Genomic DNA, 21664 nt, shown 5'->3' on the forward strand with positions numbered 1-21664 from the left:
AAAGCAAGGAATCGAGATGCAATTTGTACCAGGACTTCCACAAGGTGTGTATGTCGGCCAGACTCGCGTTCACCATGCGAAAGTACAGCCATCCGCACAGCCTGAGCTTGCAGGTTTTAACTTGGCCTTGCATGTGCAGGATAATGCGCTACGGGTACAACAGCATCGTATGGCTTTATTGCAGGATTTCGCTGCCTTTGGCGTAGATAAAATTACCTGGATGACCCAGACGCATAGCACCATCTGTCATAGTATTAATGAGCAGATGCCTTTTGAGGCACTGGTCGGAGATGGTCTGGTGACGCAGCGTAAGGCGCATGCCTTAATGATGATGACGGCAGATTGCTTGCCGGTGGTATTAGGTAATGCGGAAGGTACAGAAGTGGCGAATCTGCATGCCGGCTGGCGTGGTCTGGCGGGTGGGATTGTCGAAAATACCATTGCCGCTATGCAGACTCCGCCGACCTGGGCCTGGCTCGGGGCAGCAATTAGCCAGCCGTGTTTTGAAATTGGTGCTGAAGTAAAAGCAGCTTTTTGCGGTAAATATCCTGAACTGGACAGTGCATTTCAGGTCGGTGAACAGGCAGGTAAATATTATGCCGACCTGTATGCAATTGCACGTTATATCTTGCAGCAACACGGCATAAATACCGTATTGGGTGGGGATCAGTGTTCTTATCGTCAAGCAGAGGAATATTTCTCTTATCGCCGCGAAGCTAAAACAGGGCGTATGGCGACATTCGTGTTTATGGCATGAAAATGTTAAACTTAACTGAATTTTTTGGCTTTTGAGCGTTATGTCCCTATCTTCCAAATCTGTTGCGATTGTTTATCACAGTCCTTATGGACACACGGCTAAAGTGGCAAATTTTATTGCCGATGGTGCACGGGAAACCGGTGTTCAGGTGCATATGATGAATGTCGAACATATAGACTGGGATGTACTGGACGCCGCCGATGCAATTATCTTTGGTTGTCCGACCTATATGGGCAGTCTGACCTCTGCCATGAAGCTGTTTATGGAACAGTCTTCCAAGCGCTGGCTGGCACGTAGCTGGCAGGGTAAGCTGGCAGCAGCCTTTACCAATGGTGGTGGACTCAGTGGCGACAAGCTGGCGGTCTTGCAGCAAATCAATCTGTTTGCCATGCAGCACGGTATGCTATGGAGTGGATTGCCATTAATGCCGACAGGACGTGCCGTCACGGATCTAAACAGGATGTCGAGCTTTTTGGGTTTAATGACCCAGTCAGATAACGCATCGGTAGAAGTGACTCCACCTGAAGGTGATTTAAAAACCGCGTTCTGGTTTGGGGAATATATTGCCCTGACTCTGGCAAGACTGGGCGGTAAAGCTTAAAGTTATAAAAAACCTCCGAATGCGGAGGTTTTTTTATATTCAATTTTTAATCCATTATTTATGGAAAATTCGTGCTTTATCACGTTGCCAGTCACGGTCTTTTTCGGTGGCACGTTTGTCATGAAGCTGCTTACCTTTGACCAGAGCAATTTCCAGCTTGGCATGTGGACCTTTCCAGTAGCAGGCCAGTGGAACGCAGGAATAACCTTTCTGGTTAATCGCACCCATCAACTTTTCAATTTCACGGCGATTCAGCAACAGTTTGCGGGTACGGGTTGCTTCAGGCACCACATGGGTCGAAGCACTTAACAAGGGCTGAACCTGTGCACCAAACAAGAACGCTTCACCATTTTTAAAGGTAATATAACTTTCTACGATGGTCATGCGACCAGCACGCATTGATTTGACTTCCCAGCCTTTTAATGAAAGCCCCGCTTCAAATTTCTCTTCAATAAAATAATCGTGGCGGGCACGTTTATTCAGTGCAATGGTACCGCCATTATTTTTTTTTACTACAATAGATGCTTTCGCCATAATCTGATACTTCCAAACGTGCTGCTATTGTACCGCAACTAGAAATAAGGTGAAGTTTTTTAAATTAATGAGGATTATTCACCAAAAAAACAAGTTTTTGCTAAAATAAGATTCTACATAACAAACAGAGTACAAATGGATGTCTAAAACTCGTGTGATTTATCCGGGGACTTTTGATCCAATTACCAATGGACATATTGATTTGGTAACCCGCGCAGCCCGAATGTTTGATGAAGTTGTGGTAGCGATTGCCATCGGTCATCATAAAAATCCGGTATTTAGTCTGGAAGAGCGTGTCGCATTGGCAAAAGAGTCATTGAGTCATTTGGACAATGTTGAATTTGTAGGTTTTGACGGTTTGCTGGTCAATTTTTTCCGTGAGCAAAAGGCGACTGCTGTATTGCGTGGTTTGCGTGCAGTGTCTGATTTTGAGTACGAATTTCAGCTGGCCAATATGAACCGTCAGCTGGACTCCCACTTTGAAGCGGTATTTTTAACCCCTTCAGAGCAATATTCTTTTATTTCATCCACTTTGGTGCGTGAAATTGCTCGATTAAGAGGTGATGTAACCAAGTTTGTACCACCAAACGTGGTTGCGGCCTTCGAGCGTAAACTTCAACAAGGTTGGTAGCGTGTCTTTATATATCACCGATGAATGTATTAATTGTGATGTCTGTGAACCTGTATGCCCGAATGAGGCCATTTATATGGGTGAACTCATTTATGAGATTCATCCAGATTTATGTACAGAGTGCGTCGGACATCATGATCAACCGCAGTGCCAGTTGTTCTGTCCGGTAGATTGTATTCCACTGGATCCGAATCATGTCGAAACGCAGGAACAGCTGCAAGCCAAGTATGAAAAACTGACTGCTCAAAAAACATCAAGCAATTAGTCTCGATATTTGATACTATGCCGCTCGAAGTGAGCCAGACGATCGCTGCTGTGGAAATCTCCGTGATTGAAGCAGGGGAGGAAAGTCCGGGCTTCATAGGGCAAGGTGCCAGGTAACGCCTGGGCGGTGCAAACCGACGGCAAGTGCAGCAGAGAGAAGACCGCCTTCATTATGTTTTCGAGCAATCGGAATCGGAGGTAAGGGTGAAAGGGTGCGGTAAGAGCGCACCGCATGGCTGGTAACAGTTCATGGCGAGGTAAACCCCACCGGAAGCAAGACCAAATAGGAATCCATTAGGCATGGCCCATGCTGGATTCGGGTAGGTCGCTTGAGCGCATGAGTGATTGTGCGCCTAGAGGAATGATCGTTCACGACAGAACCCGGCTTATCGGCTCACTTCAACAAATTTTGATCAAACAGCACAATATGGGGTTGACGTGATTTACAGAAAATCCCATAATGCGCGCACAGTTTAAGGCTATGTAGCTCAGTTGGTTAGAGCACCGCACTCATAATGCGGGGGTCACAAGTTCAAGTCTCGTCATAGCCACCATATTCTGAAAAAACCCGCTCCGATTGAGTGGGTTTTTTTATGCCTTTAAAAATTAAAATGAATATAATGAATGAATTGTAAACGAATGAAATTTAATAAAATGACTATAGATCAAATAAATTGGCAGAAAGATAATTTTGAGAATATTCAAACAGCTTGGGAAGGTGATCTCTGGGATCGACGTCGCTTGGGTGAACAACTGACTAACTATGTTGATCGTCTACAATGTGATGCTGTTTTAGCTTTGGATGCTCGTTGGGGTGAAGGAAAAACATGGTTTGTAAGGCATTGGGCAAAGCATTTAGATGATACGAAACATAACGTTATTTATTTGGATGCGTTTGCAAATGATTATTTAGATGATCCTTTTCTAACAATTGCAGCTGAAATTAGCCAAGCTTTTAAAGATTCTGATGAAACTGGTATTGAAGAGATTAATGATTTTAATTCAAAGACTGCCTCAGTGTTAATTTCTTTAGCTGCTGTTATTCCTATGATCGCTGCCAAAGCAGGTATGCATTGGATTGGTCTAGGTGGTGCAGGTGAAGCTATACAGGAAGTCTATAAACAAGGGCAAGATGTTTTCGATACTGCTAGTGATGAAATAGCATCTAAGGTAAAAGAACAAATCGAAAAGAAAATAGAAAATCACCATATTGAAAAACAAACGATCCAAGATTTTAAAAAAGAACTAGCCGAACTTGCTGCTCAATTAGAAAAACCTTTAGTTTTTATTATTGATGAGTTAGATCGCTGTCGCCCCGATTTTGCAATTCGTCTAATTGAAAGAATTAAGCACTTTTTTGATATTCCAAAAATTGTTTTTGTTTTAGTAATGAATAAGCCACAATTATTACAATCTATCAAAAGTGTGTATGGTTATGAAGCGGAGATGAATGGTGATTATTTAGAAAAATTTATTGATTTTACAGTACATCTTTCTTCAGAAAAGTGTGAAAAAAATTATGAAAATATTATCAAAGAACAACTCTTTCGAATAGGAGAGTTAGCTAATAAAGATGAAGTGAACGAGTTCTATTTTTGGGTTTTAGCTTTGCAATTAGAGAAAAAATTAAATCCGCGTGAGTTAGTTAAAAAGCTAAATCAATATGCTTTATTAAGGACAAATGAAACTAACAAGAATTTAATTCTTATTAGCCTAATGATGACACCGTTATCAGTACAACATGATTATATTAGGTATTTTGAAATAATTATTAAATTCTTATCTAATAATCTGTATTTAAATAAGAGGGATTTTATGAAAAAACATAACCTTAATTTAAATTTTGATACTAAGTTTGATGCAATTACTGATACTACATGGGTGCGAGATATATTGAAATGGGATTATAAAGTTGAAGATTTTTTTATGAGTAGCTTTATTCATGAGCATCATAATATTGAGCGAATTAGAGATGATGCTAGTTGGAAAGAGAGCAAGTACATAGAGTATTTGTCTGCATTTTCAATAAGCCCTTTGAATAAAACTAGTGATTTTATTGAATCTTGGATGAATTATATAAAAACTGGACTGTAATTTTATGAATTAGATATAAAATTTACCAAGCTAACCACATCATCCGTCTGTAACTTCTCACGCATTTTTAAAAACTGCTTTTCGTCTATGTCATAGATTTTGATGGAAAGCAGCTTTTCTATATCTTCCTGTGGAAAGCGGTATTTAATAATTTTCGCAGGTACGCCGCCCACAACTGCATAAGGTGGCACATCTTTGGTCACGACTGCGCCTGTCGCCACTACCGCGCCTTCACCAAGCTTCACACCTTGCATAATCATTGCGCGTGAACCAATCCAGCAGCCATCGCCAATAACAGTATCGCCAGCAGGCACAAAACTGCGTGTATCGAACGGAAACGCTGAAATCCAATCGGTACGGTGTAACTGGTTACCTCCCATCATAATTACGCATTCAGCACCAAAACAGACAAAATTGCCGATATAGAGCTGGTCAATCGGCTTCTCAGGCGTTGCAGGCTTATCATGTAAATAACGCACCACACAACGCTCAAAACCCTGATCCCAATAAGCTGAGTAGTATGAGTAATTCCCTTTAATGTGAATATTGGGATTTTTCACCGTTTTCGAAATAAACTCGAACTCACACCAATGCTTTACAGGAGAATTAATTAACTTTTCAGACATGAGGAGGCTATAACTACAAGGAATGCGCCATTATACCGAATTGCACTTTAAGCTGAATCAACAATCGCAATTCAGCTTGTGAAGCAAATCCTAAAGCACGTGCTGATATGACCTAAGCGCTGAGAGGAATACGGGCAATGACTTTAATTTCAAAATCAAAACCTGCCAGCCAGGTCACGCCAACAGCCGTCCAGTTTGGATAAGGCTTTTGATTAAACACTTGCTGCTTAACTTTCATAATACTTTCAAACTGTACTTCTGGGTCGGTGTGAAAAGTGGTGACATCGACAATATCATCAAAAGTACAACCAGCTGCTGCCAATGTCGCAGCTAAATTTTCAAAAGCCCGTTCTACCTGTTTTTCGAAATCTGGTTCTGGAGAGCCATCCTCACGGCTACCGACCTGACCCGATACAAAGAGTAAATCTTCCGATTTGATCGCAGCAGAATAACCATGCTGTTCATACAGGGAATGGCGGTCTTGGGGAAATATCGCAGTTCTAGTCATGTCTATTCTCATTCAATATCTAATTTATCAGTGAGTGAAAGCAACTTGACTTTCACATACGCTTCGTATGTAAACATAATTGACATACGGTCCGTATGTCAATTAAAATTTTTATGATGATGAGGTAAAGTAATTCATGTCTGTTCGTGAACAAAAGATGGCGGAAACCCGCAAGAAATTAATTGAAGTGGCACGCCGTGCATTTGCAGCATATGGCTATGCTGGCACTTCAATGGATAAGCTCACGGCAGAAGCAGGATTGACCCGTGGTGCGCTGTATCATCATTTTGGTGATAAAAAAGGCTTATTTGCTGCGGTAGTTGATCAAATCGATTCGGAAATGGCTTCATCTGCCCAGCAGCATCTGGAGCAGCCTGATGATCTTTGGGATGGTTTGATGCTAGAAGGGCGGACCTATATTCAAAATGCCTTAAATCCGGAATTCCAACGCATTGTGTTGCGTGATGGACCGGCTGTGCTGGGTGATCCTGCACATTGGCCAAGTCAAAACAGATGTTTGCAGTCCACGCGTGAATGTGTTGAGCAATTATTGGTAGCAGATCGAATTAAAACAGTTGATCCGGAAGCTGCTGCGGTATTTTTAAATGGTGCTGCAATGAATGCAGCACTCTGGGTGGCTTCTAGCGAACATCCTGAGCAGGTACTCACTGAGGCCTTATATGCATTTAATTTATTTGCATCGGGGTTTTTAAAAGAAGCACAGAGTTAATCCGTTTGTAGGAAGCGGATAAAGGTAAAAAACCCCTCAATCGAGGGGCTTTAAATTAAATAGCTTTAAATTTTAAAGATATTCAACTTTCACAATTTCGTATTCAACTTCACCGTTTGGTGTATTGATTTTCACATCATCGCCTTCGTTTTTGCCCAAAAGACCACGTGCAATCGGCGAGTTCACTGAGATCTTGTTGATCTTAAAGTCTGCTTCGTCATCGCCTACAATTTTATAGGTTTTCTGTTCTTCAGTATCCAGATTTTCAATCGTGACCGTTACACCAAAAACCACACGACCATTCTGTTCAAGTTCTTTGACATCGATCACCTGAGCTGCACCCAGTTTGCCTTCGATGTCCTGAATACGGCCTTCGCAGAAGCCTTGCTGTTCACGTGCTGCATGGTATTCCGCATTTTCTTTTAAGTCGCCGTGTTCACGCGCTTCTGCAATTGAAGCTGTAATACGTGGGCGATCCACTGTTTTCAGTTGGTGTAATTCTTTCTCTAAGGCAATTTTGCCTTCAGGTGTCATAGGATAACGTTGCATGTTGTCCCTCAAAAGTCAGTTGAAAGATATAAAATCTATAAATAAAAAAAAGCCCGCCACCAAGAAGGTAGCGGGACTTCTTGGAAGCGAATTAACCTTTAGTTAGGTCTTGCAAACGATATACATCCATTGGCAATTTAATTGCTAAAGCTTGGCATACTGCATCCGCACCATTCAATGTAGTTGTGTTATACACTTTACCTTGAAGTGCTGAACGACGGATCGAGAATGAGTCTTCTTGTGCTTTTTTGCCTTCAGTCGTGTTAATCACAAGGTGGATTTCGCCGTTTTTGATACGGTCCACAATATTAGGACGACCTTCAGTTACTTTATTGACACGTTCACATTCAAGACCAGCATCGCTAATCACTTTAAATGTACCATCAGTTGCAAGAATCTTGAAGCCTAGGTCAATCAATTGTTTTGCAATACCCGCCGCACGTGGTTTATCAGAATCACGTACAGAGATAAATGCGTGTTTCACTTCGCCTTCAGTTGGAAGACCTGGTAAACGCTCATTTGCACCTAAAACAGCTTTATAGAACGCTTCACCAAATGTTTTACCAACGCCCATCACTTCGCCAGTCGATTTCATCTCAGGGCCAAGGATCGGGTCAACACCAGGGAATTTGTTGAACGGGAACACTGCTTCTTTGACAGAGAAGTGCTCAGGAATAATCTCAGTTGTGAAGCCTTGCGACTCAAGAGATTGACCAGCCATGCAACGTGCAGCAACTTTCGCTAAAGATTCGCCGATACACTTAGAAACGAATGGCACAGTACGAGATGCACGTGGGTTCACTTCCAGGATGTAAACGTCTTCGCCTTTAACCGCAAACTGAACGTTCATCAAACCGATCACGCCAAGCTCTTTTGCCATAGCCACGGTTTGACGACGCATTTCGTCCTGAATCTCTTTAGATAGAGAGTAAGGAGGAATCGAACATGCCGAGTCACCTGAGTGAATACCCGCTTGTTCAATGTGCTGCATGATGCCGCCAATCACAACGTCTTTACCGTCAGATACGCAGTCCACGTCAACTTCGATCGCATCATCTAAGAAACGGTCAAGAAGAACAGGCGCTTCGTTAGATGCTTGAACCGCATCACGTAAGTAGCGTTTGAGTTCTTCGTCGTTGTACACGATTTCCATCGCACGACCCCCAAGGACGTAAGAAGGACGTACTACAAGCGGGTAGCCGACTTTAGATGCTTCAGCCATACCTTCTTCAGCAGATTTTACAATGCTGTTGTTCGGTTGACGAAGTTGCAGACGTTGAATCATTTGCTGGAAACGTTCACGGTCTTCTGCACGGTCAATCGCATCAGGTGATGTACCGATAATTGGCGCACCGGCTTCTTCTAGAGCACGAGCCAATTTCAAAGGTGTTTGACCACCGTACTGAACGATAATGCCTTTCGGCTTCTCGATACGTACGATTTCTAAAACGTCTTCTAAAGTGATTGGTTCGAAGTACAAACGATCTGATGTGTCGTAATCCGTTGAAACTGTTTCAGGGTTACAGTTCACCATAATGGTTTCGTAACCGTCTTCACGCATCGCAAGGGCAGCGTGTACACAGCAGTAATCGAATTCGATCCCTTGACCAATACGGTTAGGACCACCACCAATCACCATGATCTTGTCTTTCGCAGACGGATTAGCTTCACACTCTTCATCGTAAGTTGAGTACATGTAAGCTGTATCAGATTCGAATTCTGCAGCACATGTATCTACACGTTTGTAAACTGGCGTTACGCCCAGGTTCCAACGGTGTTTACGGAATTGTTTTTGTGAAATGCCCATCAAGTCGGCAATGCGAAGATCTGATAAACCTTTACGTTTGAACCCACGGATGTTGTCCGCATTCAAATCACCAAAACCTAAAGTTTTGATTTGGTTTTCAGTTTTGATGATGTCTTCGATTTGAATCAAGAACCAGCGGTCAATGTTCGTTGCAGCGAATACTTCGTCTAAAGTAAAGCCGTGACGGAATGCGTCGCCCACGTACCAAATACGCTCTGGACCTGGAACTTTAAGTTCTTGCAAGATTTTGTCGCGCGCGCCTTCAGCCCCCACTTCAATTTTTTCGTCAAAACCAGAAGCGCCAACTTCAAGACCACGAAGGGCTTTTTGTACAGATTCCTGGAAGTTACGGCCAATCGCCATCACTTCACCGACAGATTTCATCTGTGTGGTTAAAGTCGCGTCCGCTTGTGGGAATTTCTCGAAGTTAAAACGAGGAATCTTGGTAACAACGTAGTCGATTGCAGGTTCGAACGATGCAGGTGTTGTACCGCCAGTGATGTCGTTTTTCAACTCATCAAGCGTGTAACCCACTGCCAATTTCGCCGCAATTTTCGCGATCGGGAAACCGGTTGCTTTCGATGCAAGTGCAGATGAACGTGATACACGTGGGTTCATCTCGATCACAACCATACGACCCGTATTTGGACAAATACCGAACTGTACGTTAGAACCACCTGTTTCTACGCCAATTTCACGAAGAACCGCTAAAGATGCATTACGTAGTAACTGGAATTCTTTATCTGTAAGCGTTTGAGCAGGGGCAACAGTAATTGAGTCACCTGTATGCACGCCCATTGGGTCAAAGTTTTCAATGGTACATACAATGATACAGTTGTCGTTTTTGTCACGAACAACTTCCATCTCGTATTCTTTCCAGCCAATTAAAGATTCATCAATCAATAATTGTTTAGTCGGAGAAAGATCGAAACCGCGTTCACAAATCTCGATAAATTCTTCTTTGTTGTACGCGATACCGCCACCTGAACCACCCATGGTGAATGATGGACGGATAATCACTGGGAAGCCGAAACGTGCTTGAATTTCTAAAGCATGTTCCATTGACTCAGCAACGTCAGCTTTTGGACATTCAAGACCAATTTTACGCATTGCCTGGTCAAACAGTTTGCGGTCTTCAGCTTTTTCAATCGCTTCTTTGGTTGCACCGATTAATTCAACATTGAATTTTTCTAAAATGCCGTGCTCATCGAGGGCAAGGGCACAGTTCAATGCCGTTTGACCACCCATGGTCGGAAGAACAGCGTCTGGACGTTCTTTCTCAATAATCGCTGCAACAGTTTGCCAGGTAATTGGCTCAATATAAGTTGCATCCGCCATGGTTGGGTCGGTCATGATGGTCGCTGGGTTCGAGTTGACCAAAATAACGCGGTAGCCTTCTTCACGAAGGGCTTTACATGCTTGAGCACCTGAGTAGTCAAACTCACATGCTTGACCGATGACAATCGGACCAGCACCAATAATCAAGATGCTTTTAATGTCAGTACGTTTAGCCATGATGCTTCCTTAATTACTTCTTAGATGCTTCGATAAGTTCGATGAAATGATCGAACAATGGTGCGCAGTCATGTGGACCCGGGCTTGCTTCAGGGTGACCCTGGAAGCTGAACGCAGGTTTGTCTGTACGATGAATACCTTGGTTGGTGCCATCAAACAGTGAGCGATGCGTTACACGCAACACATCAGGCAGATTGCTTTCATCGACTGCGAAGCCATGGTTCTGAGAAGTAATCATCACTGTACCGTTATCTAGATTTTGTACAGGATGGTTAGCACCGTGGTGGCCGTGAGGCATTTTTAAGGTTTTAGCACCACTTGCAAGCGCAAGAATCTGGTGACCCAGACAGATACCAAATACTGGAATTTCAGTGGTTTCTACAATTGTTTTTACAGCTTCAATTGCGTAGTCACATGCAGCCGGATCGCCAGGACCGTTCGATAAGAACACGCCATCTGGATTCAGTGCAAGTACATCAGCAGCAGGAGTTTGCGCCGGCACAACAGTCAGTTTACAACCGCGGTCTGCGAGCATACGTAAGATGTTGGTTTTGACACCGTAATCGTATGCAACAACATGGAATTTAGCTTCTGGTTGAGAGAAACCTTTGCCTAATGTCCAAGAGCCTTCAGTCCATTCAAAACCTTCAGGGTCGCAACATTCTTTTGCCAGGTCTAAACCGTTTAAACCACCAAATGCACGTGCTTTTTCAAGCGCTTCAGCTTCAGTGATATTTTCGCCAGCAAGGATACAGCCATTTTGCGCACCTTTGTCACGTAAGATACGTGTCAATTTACGCGTGTCGATATCCGCAATTGCCACAACATTGTGTTGTACCAAATATTCAGCTAATGATTGGGTTGAACGGAAGTTACTGTGCAGTAAAGGCAGGTCGCGAATGATCAATCCGTTCGCCCAAACCTTATGAATACGACCTGATTCAGCGTCTTCTTCATTGCAGCCTGTGTTACCGATATGTGGGTAAGTCAGTGTCACAAGTTGCTGTGCATAACTCGGGTCAGTCAAAATTTCTTGATAGCCAGTCATGGCAGTGTTGAAAACGACTTCACCAGTCGTACTACCCGATGCGCCAATCGAAGTACCTTTAAAGATAGTTCCGTCGGCAAGGGCTAAAATTGCTGGGGTGCTCAAACCAAAGCTCCTGAAATTTAGGCTGTAAAAAAGCGAGAAGACGAAAAAAAAGGAAGGCTATTTTTTAAACCTACCCTCCTATGTCTGCTCGCTTGAACTTAACACGGCATTATACGCAGAATGACCCCTAAAGTCCAACGGCTTTGCAGCGAAAGTATGAGATAAATGGCTTGCTTTTTGCATGGAAGTCTGTTTTGTAAGCAAGGTGAAAAAATGTAAGCAATTAATAATTGTCAGACAAATCAAATCTTAATTTTTATCAAATCTACTAATATAGCTTAGTCGATATAACAATAGGAACAAGACAAATGGCTACAGCACCTAAATCTACTACATCTAAAAAAATCACTCCGAGCGTGGTCACTGAAACTGCCGAGAAGCTTGAAAAAGTAGCAGTCGAGGCTAAAGATCAGGCAATTGGAACCATCGAGGAAAGTAAGGAAAAGCTTGAAGTTGAAGCCAAGCAGTTAAGCGACACTGTGCAGGAACAATTGCGTCAATTTAAGCAGGAGGTGTTACAGCGTATTGATACTTTGAAGGAGCAGATTTTCGGTTCGCAGAAAGAATTAACTGAACTGAAAAGCTTTATCAAGACAGAATTCAACGCTGTCTTCGAAGACTTATCTAATCTGGGTAAAGAGTTGAAAGAGGATGTCAGTCAGATTTCGACCAAGCATAAGGAACATCTGACCGATACTTTTAAACGTTCTAAGGACAGTACCATTGAAGTACTGAAAAAAGTCAAACCCGTGGTGAAAACAGAGAGCTCGGACAAAAGTCCTGAGCTGAAAAGTTAGGCTGCGCTGAAAGGCCGCTATTTTAAAAGGAGAACAATCAAATGTTCTCCTTTGTCTTTATGCAGCAAAACGGACTCACAATAACAATTAAAGGGGGTCACGATGCAACAGCATTTTGTAGGTGTACTTATTTTACTGATATTGATCATGCTACTGAATCTGGAAAGCGGATTGGGGCGCATACTTTATCTAGGTGTAATCGTATTATGTTTGGGAGTGCTGGGACTGGTGTTTGGGACCATTCTTCTGATGATCATTACTTTTGCTTTTATTCTTTATGCTGCTGTGAAATCTATTCAGGAGCAGCATCATCTACATCATTAAAATATGAACGTTGAAAACAATAAAAAATCTAAAATAATTATACAGAGGAACAATCATTGTTGAGCAATAAACAAAAACGTGAGACTTTAAGTCTCACGTTTTATTCGCCTGTTACACTTTAAATAGCTGATGCACAGCGTCAATCTATTTAAAATACATGCAACCAGTCACGTTTGTTATGAAAATCTGCCTGAGGACTACTATGCTGCATGGCATAGTATTGATCACCTTGTGAGGTTTTTAAAACAGCAGATAAACCCAGGAACAAGTTTTCCCATTTCAGTTTATGTGTTGCCATAAAATCAGTCAGATCCACACTGACATTGAGACCATAATGCGTACGTTTGAGCTGATTCAGCTCAATATCATCCGCAGCTTGGGGGGGCATATCTTCAGGATAACGGTATTCTTCAAATTGATAAGCCTGCCAGGCCTGAGAAGGGGAAAGATTAATCTCACGATAAAAATCTTCGCCCTGAACCCCAATAAAAATTTCAAAGCAGGTCTGTTCCCACAGGAAATCCTGACGGGGATGTGCCGTCACCATGTCGGGCCACAAGATGTACTGATTGGGATCACGGATCCAGAAGCCCACATTTAAATTGCATGGGCCTTGCTGTTCAATGGCGGCAACCAGAGAGATGGCCTGAAAACGGCGATCAAATGCGCTAAGTTCGTAACTTGCCATAAGTCCTGTACTTAGTTAGACAGATGAGCGAAACGGACAAGGTTGGACAATTTTTGGTTTTGTTTCGCAGCTTTCTTGTAAAGCAGCGCAATTTTACCAATAGTTTGAACTACTTCGGCACCAGTCGCTTCTGAAATTTCAGCAATCAATGCTGCACGCGCTTCACGATCTTCAGCTACGATTTTTACTTTAATCAGTTCGTGATCGTTTAAAGCACGCGCCAATTCTTCGATGACATTTTCAGTCAGGCCTTTGTCACCCAGCATAACGACCGGGTTTAAAGCATGTCCGATTTGACGTAAACGCTTACGTTCCTGAATAGATAAAGACGGCATGAGAGATAACCTGAATTTTAAAACGGCTTAGTATAGCAAAAGCAAAAAACAAACGCTTTAAATTATCAGGAAATAATCATTTCCAATATCTCTTCATAACGAGCAAAACTCCTAGATTTAGATACACATGTATACTGCAAAATATGTCTTTTTCACGTACAATTAATAATTAGACGTTTTTTTATTTAGAGAGTTATGGCTACACGCATTACCAACCAAAAGTTATCTAAAAGTAGTCGTGATTGGATGAGAGAGCATTTAGACGATCCTTATGTGAAAAAGGCACAAAAGGACGGCTATCGTGCGCGTGCAGCATATAAGCTCTTAGAGATGCAAGAAAAGTACAAGATCATCAAACCCGGCATGACCGTAGTCGACTTGGGTGCAGCTCCCGGGAGTTGGTCACAAATCGCAGGTAAGCTAGTCGGTGACAAGGGTTTATTGATTGCATCTGACATTTTACCAATGGATGCATTACCTGATGTGACTTTCTTGCAAGGCGACTTTCGTGAAGAAGAAGTCTTCCAGCAATTGTTAGAAATTTTAGATGGTCGTACTGTAGACGTTGTAATTTCAGATATGGCCCCCAATACATCAGGTAATAAGGCTGTAGATCAACCGCGTCAGATTTACTTGTGTGAACTTGCACTGGATTTTGCCAATAAGGTGCTAGGCCCCAAAGGTCAATTTGTGGTAAAAGTTTTCCAAGGTTCAGGTTTTGACGAATTCCGTAAGCAAGTGGTTGATAGTTTTGATGTTCTGAAAACATCTAAACCTTTGGCATCACGTGCTCGCTCCAAGGAAGTTTTCCTGATCGGGCAGGGACGTAAGAAGGCTTTAAAATAAGTCTACTTGCCAAGTCGTTAAAAATTGTGCATTTTGTACGTTTTCAGATAATTGTAAGTTGATTTACAGCTTAAGTATTAAGGTCACCCTGAACAGGGCATGATCAAATTAGATTGGAATGGGAATAAAGCTTTGAGCGATCTTTTTAAGAATGCCGTATTGTGGCTCGTGATACTGGGTGTGCTGGTGTTAATCTTCAGCAACGTCAGTGACCGCAATCAACCGACTACAATGAACTACTCAGAGTTTGTTGCCGCGGTCAATGCTGGCCAAATTAAACAAGTTGTGATTGACGGCGAAAGAATCCGTGGCGAAAAATCGAACGGTTCAGAGTTTGAAAGTATCCGTCCGGCAGTTCAGGATCCTGAACTGATGCCAAGCCTGATTAAAAATAATGTTGTGGTTGAAGGTGAAGCACCACAACGTCAAGGCTTGCTCATGCAGTTGCTTATTGCAAGTTTCCCGGTACTTTTAATCATTTTGTTATTCATGTTCTTTATGCGCAACATGGGTGGCGGTGCAGGTGGTAAAAACGGCCCAATGAGTTTTGGTAAATCTAAAGCCAAAATGCTGTCTGAAGACCAGATTAAAGTCACTTTCACTGATGTTGCTGGTTGTGACGAAGCCAAGCAAGAAGTCGTTGAAATCGTAGATTTCCTGAAAGATCCAACCAAATTTAAACGTCTGGGTGCGAGTATTCCACGCGGTGTGTTAATGGTCGGTCCTCCAGGTACGGGTAAAACCCTACTTGCCAAAGCCATTGCCGGTGAAGCGAAAGTTCCATTCTTTAGTATTTCAGGTTCTGACTTCGTTGAGATGTTTGTCGGTGTCGGTGCATCCCGTGTTCGTGACATGTTCGAACAGGCGAAACGTCATGCGCCATGTATCATCTTTATTGATGAGATTGATGCAGTCGGTCGTCATCGTGGTTCAGGTACTGGTGGTGGTCACGATGAACGTGAACAGACACTGAACCAGATGCTGGTTGAAATGGACGGCTTTGAGGGCAATGAAGGCATTATCGTGATTGCTGCAACCAACCGTGCAGATGTACTGGATAAAGCACTTCTTCGTCCAGGCCGTTTTGACCGTCAAGTTGTGGTTGGTTTGCCAGACATTAAAGGTCGTGAACAAATCCTGAATGTACATTTGAAAAAATTGCCTTCAGTGACAGGTGTGGATGTTAAAGTTCTTGCACGTGGTACACCGGGCTTCTCGGGTGCGCAATTAGCAAACCTGGTGAATGAAGCTGCTTTATTTGCTGCACGCCGTAACAAAAACACCGTCGATATGCATGACTTTGAAGATGCAAAAGACAAGCTGTATATGGGTCCTGAGCGTAAATCGATGGTACTTCGTGATGAAGAGCGTCGTGCGACGGCTTATCATGAAGCAGGGCATGCGATTGTTGCTGAAAGCTTGCCAGGTACAGATCCTGTGCATAAGGTGACAATCATGCCACGTGGCTGGGCTTTAGGTGTTACCTGGCAGCTGCCTGAATTTGACCAGACCAGCCATTACAAAGACAAAATGTTGAATGAACTTTCGATTTTGTTTGGTGGCCGTATTGCTGAAGAAGTCTTCATTAACCAGATGTCGACCGGCGCTTCAAATGACTTCGAACGTGCAACCAAAATGGCACGTGCGATGGTGACCAAATATGGTATGTCGGAAAAACTCGGTGTCATGGTCTATGAAGAAGATGCACAGCAATCTTTCATGGGCAGTATTGGTAGCCGCAGTATTTCGGAAACCACACAACTGGAAGTCGATCGTGAAATTCGTCGAATTCTAGATGAGCAATATAAAATCGCACGCGATATCTTGGAAAGCAAAAAAGATATTGCCCATGCGATGGTGAAAGCCTTGATGGAATGGGAAACCATTGATCGTGATCAAATTCGTGACATCATGGAAGGTCGTGAGCCTCAGCCACCAAAAGTCTATGTTGCGGAAAATCCTGTGATTGATGTAACCCCAGATGATGGTCCGTTGACTCCTCCGCCATTGCCAGCGAACTAAGTTCAATAAAAAAACCACCTTCGGGTGGTTTTTTTATGCTTGTCATTTTTGTCATATCTTTTTGAATGTTATATTGAGCTATTAAAAATGAATAAGAAAAACAAAAATGAATATGCTTGTTCTGGAGTCAAGTGTTTACCAGCTTCGTCTTGAACCGTTGAGCTGGGAACATTTTTCTGATTTAGCCATCGCATGCGCTGAAGAAAATTTAGGCGAGATTTTATATAACTCAGTGCCTTATCTGCATAACTTAAAAAAATATTTTTCTCAGGCCTTTGAACAGCAAGCTCAAGGTGAAAGGATGGCTTTTGCTGTCATCGATTTAAACTCCGGCCAAGCAATTGGAACCACCAGTTATCATGATATTAAGGCGGAAATTCCACGTTTTGAAATTGGTTTTACGTGGTATGCCAAGCGCTATCACAGAACCTATGTAAATCGCGTCTGTAAATATCTTTTGTTAAGACATGCTTTTGAAAGTTTAAATGCTCAGGTGGTCGGCTTTCGGACTGATCACTTGAATCTTCCCAGCCAAAAAGCGATTGAAGGAATAGGTGCCAAGCGAGATGGCATTATCAGGTGTCATATGCTACGTAAAGATGGACAGACTATTCGAGATAGCTACATCTATAGTATTTTAGAAAGTGAATGGGCAGATGTGAAAGCATTATTACAAACTAAACTGATGCAATATTCCCAAAACAATTACTTCGAAATCTAGGTCCTAGCCTTATTCCACTTTGCTTTATTCAGCGATCCATAAGACAATATCGGGGTTATTTTGAGTGAGTATTGAATCATGCAGCTGATGCCTTTGTTACCACATGTATGGACATTTGGTGATTTAAAATTGGATTTATCCCAGCCGCATGTGATGGGGATTCTCAATGTCACCCCAGACTCTTTTAGTGATGGTGGTCGGCATAATCAAAAAGAAGATGCAGTTGCCCGCGCACTGGAAATGATCGCTGAAGGCGCGACCGTAATTGATATTGGCGGTGAATCGACCCGTCCAGGTGCCGCAATGGTAGAAGTGGAAGAAGAAATTCGTCGGGTGGTGCCTGTTGTTGAAGCTTTATCCAAACATAATGTTATTCTCTCAATTGATACGTCGCAATCGGAAGTGATTCGTGCAGCGGTTCAGGCCGGAGCGCATATCTGGAATGATGTCCGTGCTTTGACTCGGCCGAATGCATTGCAGACTGCAGCAGAGCTGAATATTCCGGTCATCATCATGCATATGCGTGGTGAACCGACTACCATGAACAATCTGGATCAATATGATGATGTCACTTCCGATGTGATTCGCGAGTTATCTCAACGTGTTCAGGATGCCTTGGATGTGGGAGTGAAAGCGGAAAATATCATGATTGATCCGGGTTTTGGTTTCGCTAAAAATGCCCAGCAAAATCTCAAGCTGTTGCAAGAGTTTTATAAACTGACAGAAATGGGCTATCCGATTTTGTCTGCTTTATCTCGTAAACGCTTTATCGGGACAGTGCTAGATGGTGCAGCACCGCAAGAGCGGGCAGTAGGCTCTGCAACAGCACATTTACTGAGTATTCAGCAGGGTGCCTGTATGGTGCGAGCGCACGATGTTAAGGCTACAGCCGATGCGATTAAAGTCTGGCAAGCCATGCAAATGGCTTAGAAAGCGAGGCTGCGAAATCCCTATATTAGCAATGTTGTTTGGCTTTTAAGCAACAATATGCTATATAGGCACGCTTAGATTAGATAGTCATCCTTTAGAGTGCCTGTATGTTTGCAGATTTACTTCTCCCCATGTTCGATGATGAATATTATCCCGATATTCTGGTTGCTGAAATCAAGCAGCACATCGAACGTTTTGCCCAAAAAGTTGCTAAATCAGGTTTGTCAGATCAAGAAATTTATCAGCTTGCCAATCTGACTGTGGCTGATATTAATGTCATGAAACCTCAGTTTGAAGATCTGGATTCATCTCTGGATGATAGTGCTGCAGATTATATTGCCGAAGCCATGATGATGGTGGTGCAAGAGCACGGCCTGTTCGAGATTGAAATGGAAGAACTGATTACCAATCGTGAATGGTGATTTAAGAAAACCCTGCAGATGCAGGGTTTTTTATTGTCTGTTGAAATAATCTTTAAAGCTATTAAAGCGAATTGAGCCGAGTAATTGTTGCTCTTCATTCATGCATTGCTGATAAAGGTTTTGGTAATAAGCCTGCAGATTCGATTGACCTTGAATCTGTTGTGGTGTTTTTGATTTGGATTGTTGATAAGCCCAAAAAGCCAGTTGTCGGAGTTTCTGCAACCTGATCTGGTCAATCGCACTACAGGAACTTTTAAATAAAGGTTCCAGGATGACCACCCCAAAGGAAGAAATCGCTAAAATGATCATACTAATGATGACCAGTACATCCGAATGAATCAGATAAAGGTTGAGCAATAAGCTCAGAAAAATTGGAATTTGCATATAGAGACAGTTTTGCAAACGCTGACTATAGGCTTTGGAACTAAATTGCGCCTGATATTGTGCATGCCAGATATAGGGATAGAGTAGTGCCATCAGCACAATTAAGGTGACATTAAAGGCAATCGTGGCATTCTTGAAAAAATAATATTCCAGGAATACTGAACTGATGCTGCAGGCTACACAGATCAGAAGAGAGAGTAAATTAATCGCGAGAACAAACTGGATATTTTGCAGGGCATTAAATTTAAAGCGGCTATAACGCAGCTTCAGGAAAAAAGCGTCTGGATGACGTAATTGTAATGTAGCGAGATCGAAGTGTTTTAATTCTGACATGGGGATTTCGCGTTAAAAGAATAAAATGCAGGCACAAAAAAACCAGCCTAATGCTGGATTTTTTATTGCACCATTTTAATAAATATTAAAATGGTGCCCGAGGCCAGACTCGAACTGGCACGCTTTGTGGGCGGGGGATTTTAAATCCCCTGTGTCTACCGATTTCACCACTCGGGCATGTGCGCAATAATAGAGGACGAAATAAAGCTTGGCAAGCAAATTTCTAAATGATTGCTTTCTTTTCAAGCAATTCCGTAGCTTCTATTCTAAAAACCAGCAAATCAACGTTTTTTAAAAGTCAATATTTGCAGATCTTTAAGACGACCAATGAAAAATGATAGAGGGAACTATGAATTCTCATCCAGATAGCTGTCGACATCTAGATGCTTGATCGTTTTACAATATTGATGCTCATATTTCAGTAGCCGCGTATATAACCCGGCAAAGTGATTTAATTGCTGTTTTAGTTCGGCATGCCGAGGATCATGGCTTGAATAAAAACGTAATTTTAGTCGGATCAGACAGGTCTGTTTATAAGCCCAAAAACAGATTTTACGTAATTGTTGTAGCTGATAGTGCTCAGTATTTTTGCTATTTTCCTTGAATAAATTTTCCCGATAAAAGCGCACAAAGCCAAAGCTCACGCCAAAGAAGAATAAGCTCCACATCAGCAAACTACTTTGCATAAAGACCAGATTTAAGGCTTGCAATAGAATCACAATAGCCATCTTGATCGGAGTATGCCGTAATAACTGATACAGTGAATAAGAAGAATGCTGAATCTGGTGCAGAATCAAGGTGAGACTCAACATCAGGAACAACAAAATGGCCAAAATGGCATAACTTTGCGCCTGAAATTCGCTGATTTGCACAAAAGATTGCTGTACCAGATCTCCTAACATCAAACTGATGGGAACAAAAATCATGGCGGCCAAGACCCAAGGAATTAAGAGCTTGGCTTTATCCCAGATTCCACGGATTTTAATCTGACTGTAAAACAGGTAATTTCCTTTAAATGCAGTCGGATATTGGCGCTTAAGTTGCTGCAGCAACAAAGTCACTTGCGTAGTGGGCATCATCCAGAGATTAATTTAATATATAGATGAAGCACTATAGTCGATTTTGCGCAAAATCGCAGAAGAAATGCAGTTTCAGGTCGTAGCGCTGTTTTAATCATGAAGATTTTGATTTTTTAGCCACGAATTATGCGAAAATAGCCGATTCAAGATTTATTTTTTTAAGGACAGTTTATGACTGATCAATCTCCTCAGGCGTTAAGCGACATCGAAATTTTAGACATCCTGCAAAGTATGAAAAAGGATGAGCTAAATACTGAGGCGCAAGCAGCAATTCGTCAGGGTGGTAAAGCTGGTCGTCAGGAAGCGCATAAAGCAGCCTTAGTAGCATTGAATCAGTCATTTGAAGACAAATTTGTCGAAGCCGTATCTTTGGCTTTGGGTCTGAATGCAGCACAAATCAAAAAAATCCGTTATAAAAAAGACCGAATCCGTATTTTAAAAGCGCGCGGTATTGATTATATGGCGATTGATGGCGCTGAAACTGCGCAAGTGCTGTCACAAATTGCCCAAGCAATTGTGCGTGAAGATGCCATTGTCACCCATGACCTGCATAATATTTTCCCATTCTGGAAAGAAGGCTGGCCAATGGTGCAATTCGATAATGCCTACAAAATTTTAGAAGATGATATCCAGATTCACTATCAAGCCGTTCTTGAGGCTTTATTAGCAAAAATCTAAGCTATAACTAGATCTAAAAAAAAGCACCCAAAGGTGCTTTTTTAATCACGATATATCAGTGCAATCAGCCAGCTGATGGGCAGAATAAATAAACGCCACCACGTGATTAATGGCCAATAAAAATACTCTCCAAATCTCAAGGTCGAGTCGAAACCTTGACGGCGACGTTCATGCGGGTAGGGAATAATGAAAACTGTTAAAACCATCAGAATGATGGCTGCGAGTAAAAGCAGGGGATTCTGTTGTTTGGCAAAGAAGAAGTAAAACAAATACAGGGCTGAATAAAAAAACAGACATGCCAATAATGCAGAAATATTCATCACTCACCTTATGGAT

Annotated in this window: 25 protein-coding genes, 2 tRNA genes and 1 other RNA gene; 16 read left to right on the forward strand and 12 right to left on the reverse strand. The window is 42.3% G+C overall.

Annotated features, from left to right (window positions below; translation table 11 throughout):
- Positions 1 to 16 precede the first annotated feature (16 nt).
- Entirely contained in the window at positions 17 to 757 is a 741-nt protein-coding gene (gene pgeF / locus MWG72_RS01185; protein ID WP_180049609.1) for a peptidoglycan editing factor PgeF, read from the forward strand.
- 40 nt (positions 758 to 797) lie between these two features.
- Entirely contained in the window at positions 798 to 1358 is a 561-nt protein-coding gene (locus MWG72_RS01190) for a flavodoxin family protein (protein ID WP_247143062.1), read from the forward strand.
- 54 nt (positions 1359 to 1412) lie between these two features.
- Here the strand turns inward: MWG72_RS01190 and smpB are convergent, their stop codons facing one another.
- Positions 1413 to 1892 (reverse strand): SsrA-binding protein SmpB, encoded by a 480-nt coding sequence (gene smpB / locus MWG72_RS01195; RefSeq protein WP_004280586.1) that lies wholly within the window; start codon positions 1890 to 1892, stop codon positions 1413 to 1415.
- 139 nt (positions 1893 to 2031) lie between these two features.
- On the opposite strand from smpB, the gene coaD reads away from it, so the two are divergent.
- The 5 genes from coaD to MWG72_RS01220 all read left to right on the forward strand — a co-directional run bounded on the left by coaD (position 2032) and on the right by MWG72_RS01220 (position 4881).
- A complete protein-coding gene (gene coaD, locus MWG72_RS01200; protein WP_004280585.1) occupies positions 2032 to 2523 on the forward strand; it encodes a pantetheine-phosphate adenylyltransferase in 492 nt (163 codons plus the stop codon).
- 1 nt (position 2524) lies between these two features.
- Positions 2525 to 2788 carry a YfhL family 4Fe-4S dicluster ferredoxin gene (locus tag MWG72_RS01205; RefSeq protein ID WP_004280584.1) on the forward strand — a complete coding sequence of 88 codons (264 nt, stop codon included), beginning with the start codon at positions 2525 to 2527 and terminating at the stop codon, positions 2786 to 2788.
- Positions 2789 to 2814: 26 nt separating this feature from the next.
- Positions 2815 to 3192, forward strand: an RNA gene (gene rnpB / locus MWG72_RS01210) — RNase P RNA component class A.
- A 72-nt stretch (positions 3193 to 3264) separates the two neighbouring features.
- Positions 3265 to 3341 (forward strand) — tRNA-Met (locus MWG72_RS01215).
- A gap of 85 nt (positions 3342 to 3426) precedes the next feature.
- Positions 3427 to 4881 (forward strand): KAP family P-loop NTPase fold protein, encoded by a 1455-nt coding sequence (locus MWG72_RS01220; RefSeq protein WP_247143063.1) that lies wholly within the window; start codon positions 3427 to 3429, stop codon positions 4879 to 4881.
- A 2-nt stretch (positions 4882 to 4883) separates the two neighbouring features.
- Here the strand turns inward: MWG72_RS01220 and MWG72_RS01225 are convergent, their stop codons facing one another.
- Complete coding sequence (locus MWG72_RS01225; protein ID WP_247143064.1) at positions 4884 to 5507, reverse strand: CatB-related O-acetyltransferase; 624 nt, start codon at positions 5505 to 5507, stop codon at positions 4884 to 4886.
- Positions 5508 to 5619: 112 nt separating this feature from the next.
- A complete protein-coding gene (locus MWG72_RS01230; RefSeq protein WP_247143065.1) occupies positions 5620 to 6015 on the reverse strand; it encodes a RidA family protein in 396 nt (131 codons plus the stop codon).
- A gap of 136 nt (positions 6016 to 6151) precedes the next feature.
- Here MWG72_RS01230 and MWG72_RS01235 point away from each other — a divergent pair, with 136 nt between their 5' ends.
- Positions 6152 to 6745 carry a TetR/AcrR family transcriptional regulator gene (locus MWG72_RS01235; protein WP_004645766.1) on the forward strand — a complete coding sequence of 198 codons (594 nt, stop codon included), beginning with the start codon at positions 6152 to 6154 and terminating at the stop codon, positions 6743 to 6745.
- Positions 6746 to 6817: 72 nt separating this feature from the next.
- Here MWG72_RS01235 and greA read toward each other — a convergent pair whose 3' ends face one another.
- The 3 genes from greA to carA all read right to left on the reverse strand — a co-directional run bounded on the left by greA (position 6818) and on the right by carA (position 11769).
- Entirely contained in the window at positions 6818 to 7294 is a 477-nt protein-coding gene (gene greA, locus MWG72_RS01240; RefSeq protein WP_004645764.1) for a transcription elongation factor GreA, read from the reverse strand.
- A 91-nt stretch (positions 7295 to 7385) separates the two neighbouring features.
- Positions 7386 to 10616 carry a carbamoyl-phosphate synthase large subunit gene (gene carB, locus MWG72_RS01245; protein ID WP_004280576.1) on the reverse strand — a complete coding sequence of 1077 codons (3231 nt, stop codon included), beginning with the start codon at positions 10614 to 10616 and terminating at the stop codon, positions 7386 to 7388.
- 13 nt (positions 10617 to 10629) lie between these two features.
- Positions 10630 to 11769, reverse strand: coding sequence for a glutamine-hydrolyzing carbamoyl-phosphate synthase small subunit (gene carA / locus MWG72_RS01250; RefSeq protein WP_004280574.1), 1140 nt, complete (start codon positions 11767 to 11769; stop codon positions 10630 to 10632).
- Between the two features lie 308 nt (positions 11770 to 12077).
- Between carA and MWG72_RS01255 the strand changes: the two genes are divergently transcribed.
- Both MWG72_RS01255 and MWG72_RS01260 read left to right on the forward strand, forming a co-directional pair.
- On the forward strand, positions 12078 to 12566 hold the full coding sequence (locus MWG72_RS01255; protein ID WP_044109436.1) for a hypothetical protein: 489 nt from the start codon (positions 12078 to 12080) through the stop codon (positions 12564 to 12566).
- A 102-nt stretch (positions 12567 to 12668) separates the two neighbouring features.
- The gene (locus MWG72_RS01260) at positions 12669 to 12890 is read left to right on the forward strand and encodes a hypothetical protein (protein WP_004280572.1); all 222 of its coding nucleotides are present in this window, start codon (positions 12669 to 12671) and stop codon (positions 12888 to 12890) included.
- 148 nt (positions 12891 to 13038) lie between these two features.
- Here MWG72_RS01260 and MWG72_RS01265 read toward each other — a convergent pair whose 3' ends face one another.
- Complete coding sequence (locus MWG72_RS01265; RefSeq protein ID WP_004280571.1) at positions 13039 to 13578, reverse strand: DOMON-like domain-containing protein; 540 nt, start codon at positions 13576 to 13578, stop codon at positions 13039 to 13041.
- An 11-nt stretch (positions 13579 to 13589) separates the two neighbouring features.
- Positions 13590 to 13913: a ribosome assembly RNA-binding protein YhbY gene (gene yhbY, locus MWG72_RS01270; RefSeq protein WP_247143066.1), complete on the reverse strand. Its 324-nt coding sequence runs from the start codon at positions 13911 to 13913 to the stop codon at positions 13590 to 13592.
- Positions 13914 to 14108: 195 nt separating this feature from the next.
- Between yhbY and rlmE the strand changes: the two genes are divergently transcribed.
- The 5 genes from rlmE (at position 14109) to MWG72_RS01295 (ending at position 18854) form a co-directional block, all read left to right on the forward strand.
- Positions 14109 to 14759 (forward strand): 23S rRNA (uridine(2552)-2'-O)-methyltransferase RlmE, encoded by a 651-nt coding sequence (rlmE, locus tag MWG72_RS01275; protein ID WP_004645756.1) that lies wholly within the window; start codon positions 14109 to 14111, stop codon positions 14757 to 14759.
- A gap of 132 nt (positions 14760 to 14891) precedes the next feature.
- Positions 14892 to 16781: an ATP-dependent zinc metalloprotease FtsH gene (ftsH, locus tag MWG72_RS01280; RefSeq protein ID WP_247143067.1), complete on the forward strand. Its 1890-nt coding sequence runs from the start codon at positions 14892 to 14894 to the stop codon at positions 16779 to 16781.
- A 106-nt stretch (positions 16782 to 16887) separates the two neighbouring features.
- A complete protein-coding gene (locus MWG72_RS01285) occupies positions 16888 to 17502 on the forward strand; it encodes a GNAT family N-acetyltransferase (protein WP_247143068.1) in 615 nt (204 codons plus the stop codon).
- Positions 17503 to 17580: 78 nt separating this feature from the next.
- Complete coding sequence (gene folP, locus MWG72_RS01290) at positions 17581 to 18432, forward strand: dihydropteroate synthase (RefSeq protein ID WP_247143069.1); 852 nt, start codon at positions 17581 to 17583, stop codon at positions 18430 to 18432.
- 107 nt (positions 18433 to 18539) lie between these two features.
- On the forward strand, positions 18540 to 18854 hold the full coding sequence (locus MWG72_RS01295) for a DUF5713 family protein (protein ID WP_064096325.1): 315 nt from the start codon (positions 18540 to 18542) through the stop codon (positions 18852 to 18854).
- Positions 18855 to 18884: 30 nt separating this feature from the next.
- On the opposite strand, the gene MWG72_RS01300 is transcribed toward MWG72_RS01295, so the two are convergent.
- From MWG72_RS01300 to MWG72_RS01310, 3 genes are all read right to left on the reverse strand, one after another.
- Positions 18885 to 19571 carry a hypothetical protein gene (locus tag MWG72_RS01300; RefSeq protein WP_247143070.1) on the reverse strand — a complete coding sequence of 229 codons (687 nt, stop codon included), beginning with the start codon at positions 19569 to 19571 and terminating at the stop codon, positions 18885 to 18887.
- A gap of 91 nt (positions 19572 to 19662) precedes the next feature.
- Positions 19663 to 19748: transfer RNA gene (locus MWG72_RS01305), tRNA-Leu, on the reverse strand.
- A 170-nt stretch (positions 19749 to 19918) separates the two neighbouring features.
- Entirely contained in the window at positions 19919 to 20647 is a 729-nt protein-coding gene (locus tag MWG72_RS01310) for a hypothetical protein (RefSeq protein ID WP_247143071.1), read from the reverse strand.
- 174 nt (positions 20648 to 20821) lie between these two features.
- Here MWG72_RS01310 and MWG72_RS01315 point away from each other — a divergent pair, with 174 nt between their 5' ends.
- Complete coding sequence (locus MWG72_RS01315; RefSeq protein WP_004280554.1) at positions 20822 to 21328, forward strand: hypothetical protein; 507 nt, start codon at positions 20822 to 20824, stop codon at positions 21326 to 21328.
- Positions 21329 to 21369: 41 nt separating this feature from the next.
- Here MWG72_RS01315 and MWG72_RS01320 read toward each other — a convergent pair whose 3' ends face one another.
- Positions 21370 to 21648, reverse strand: coding sequence for a hypothetical protein (locus MWG72_RS01320; RefSeq protein WP_004645748.1), 279 nt, complete (start codon positions 21646 to 21648; stop codon positions 21370 to 21372).
- Positions 21649 to 21664 lie beyond the last annotated feature (16 nt).

The organism is Acinetobacter lwoffii (assembly GCF_022967985.1).
Lineage (GTDB): Bacteria > Pseudomonadota > Gammaproteobacteria > Pseudomonadales > Moraxellaceae > Acinetobacter.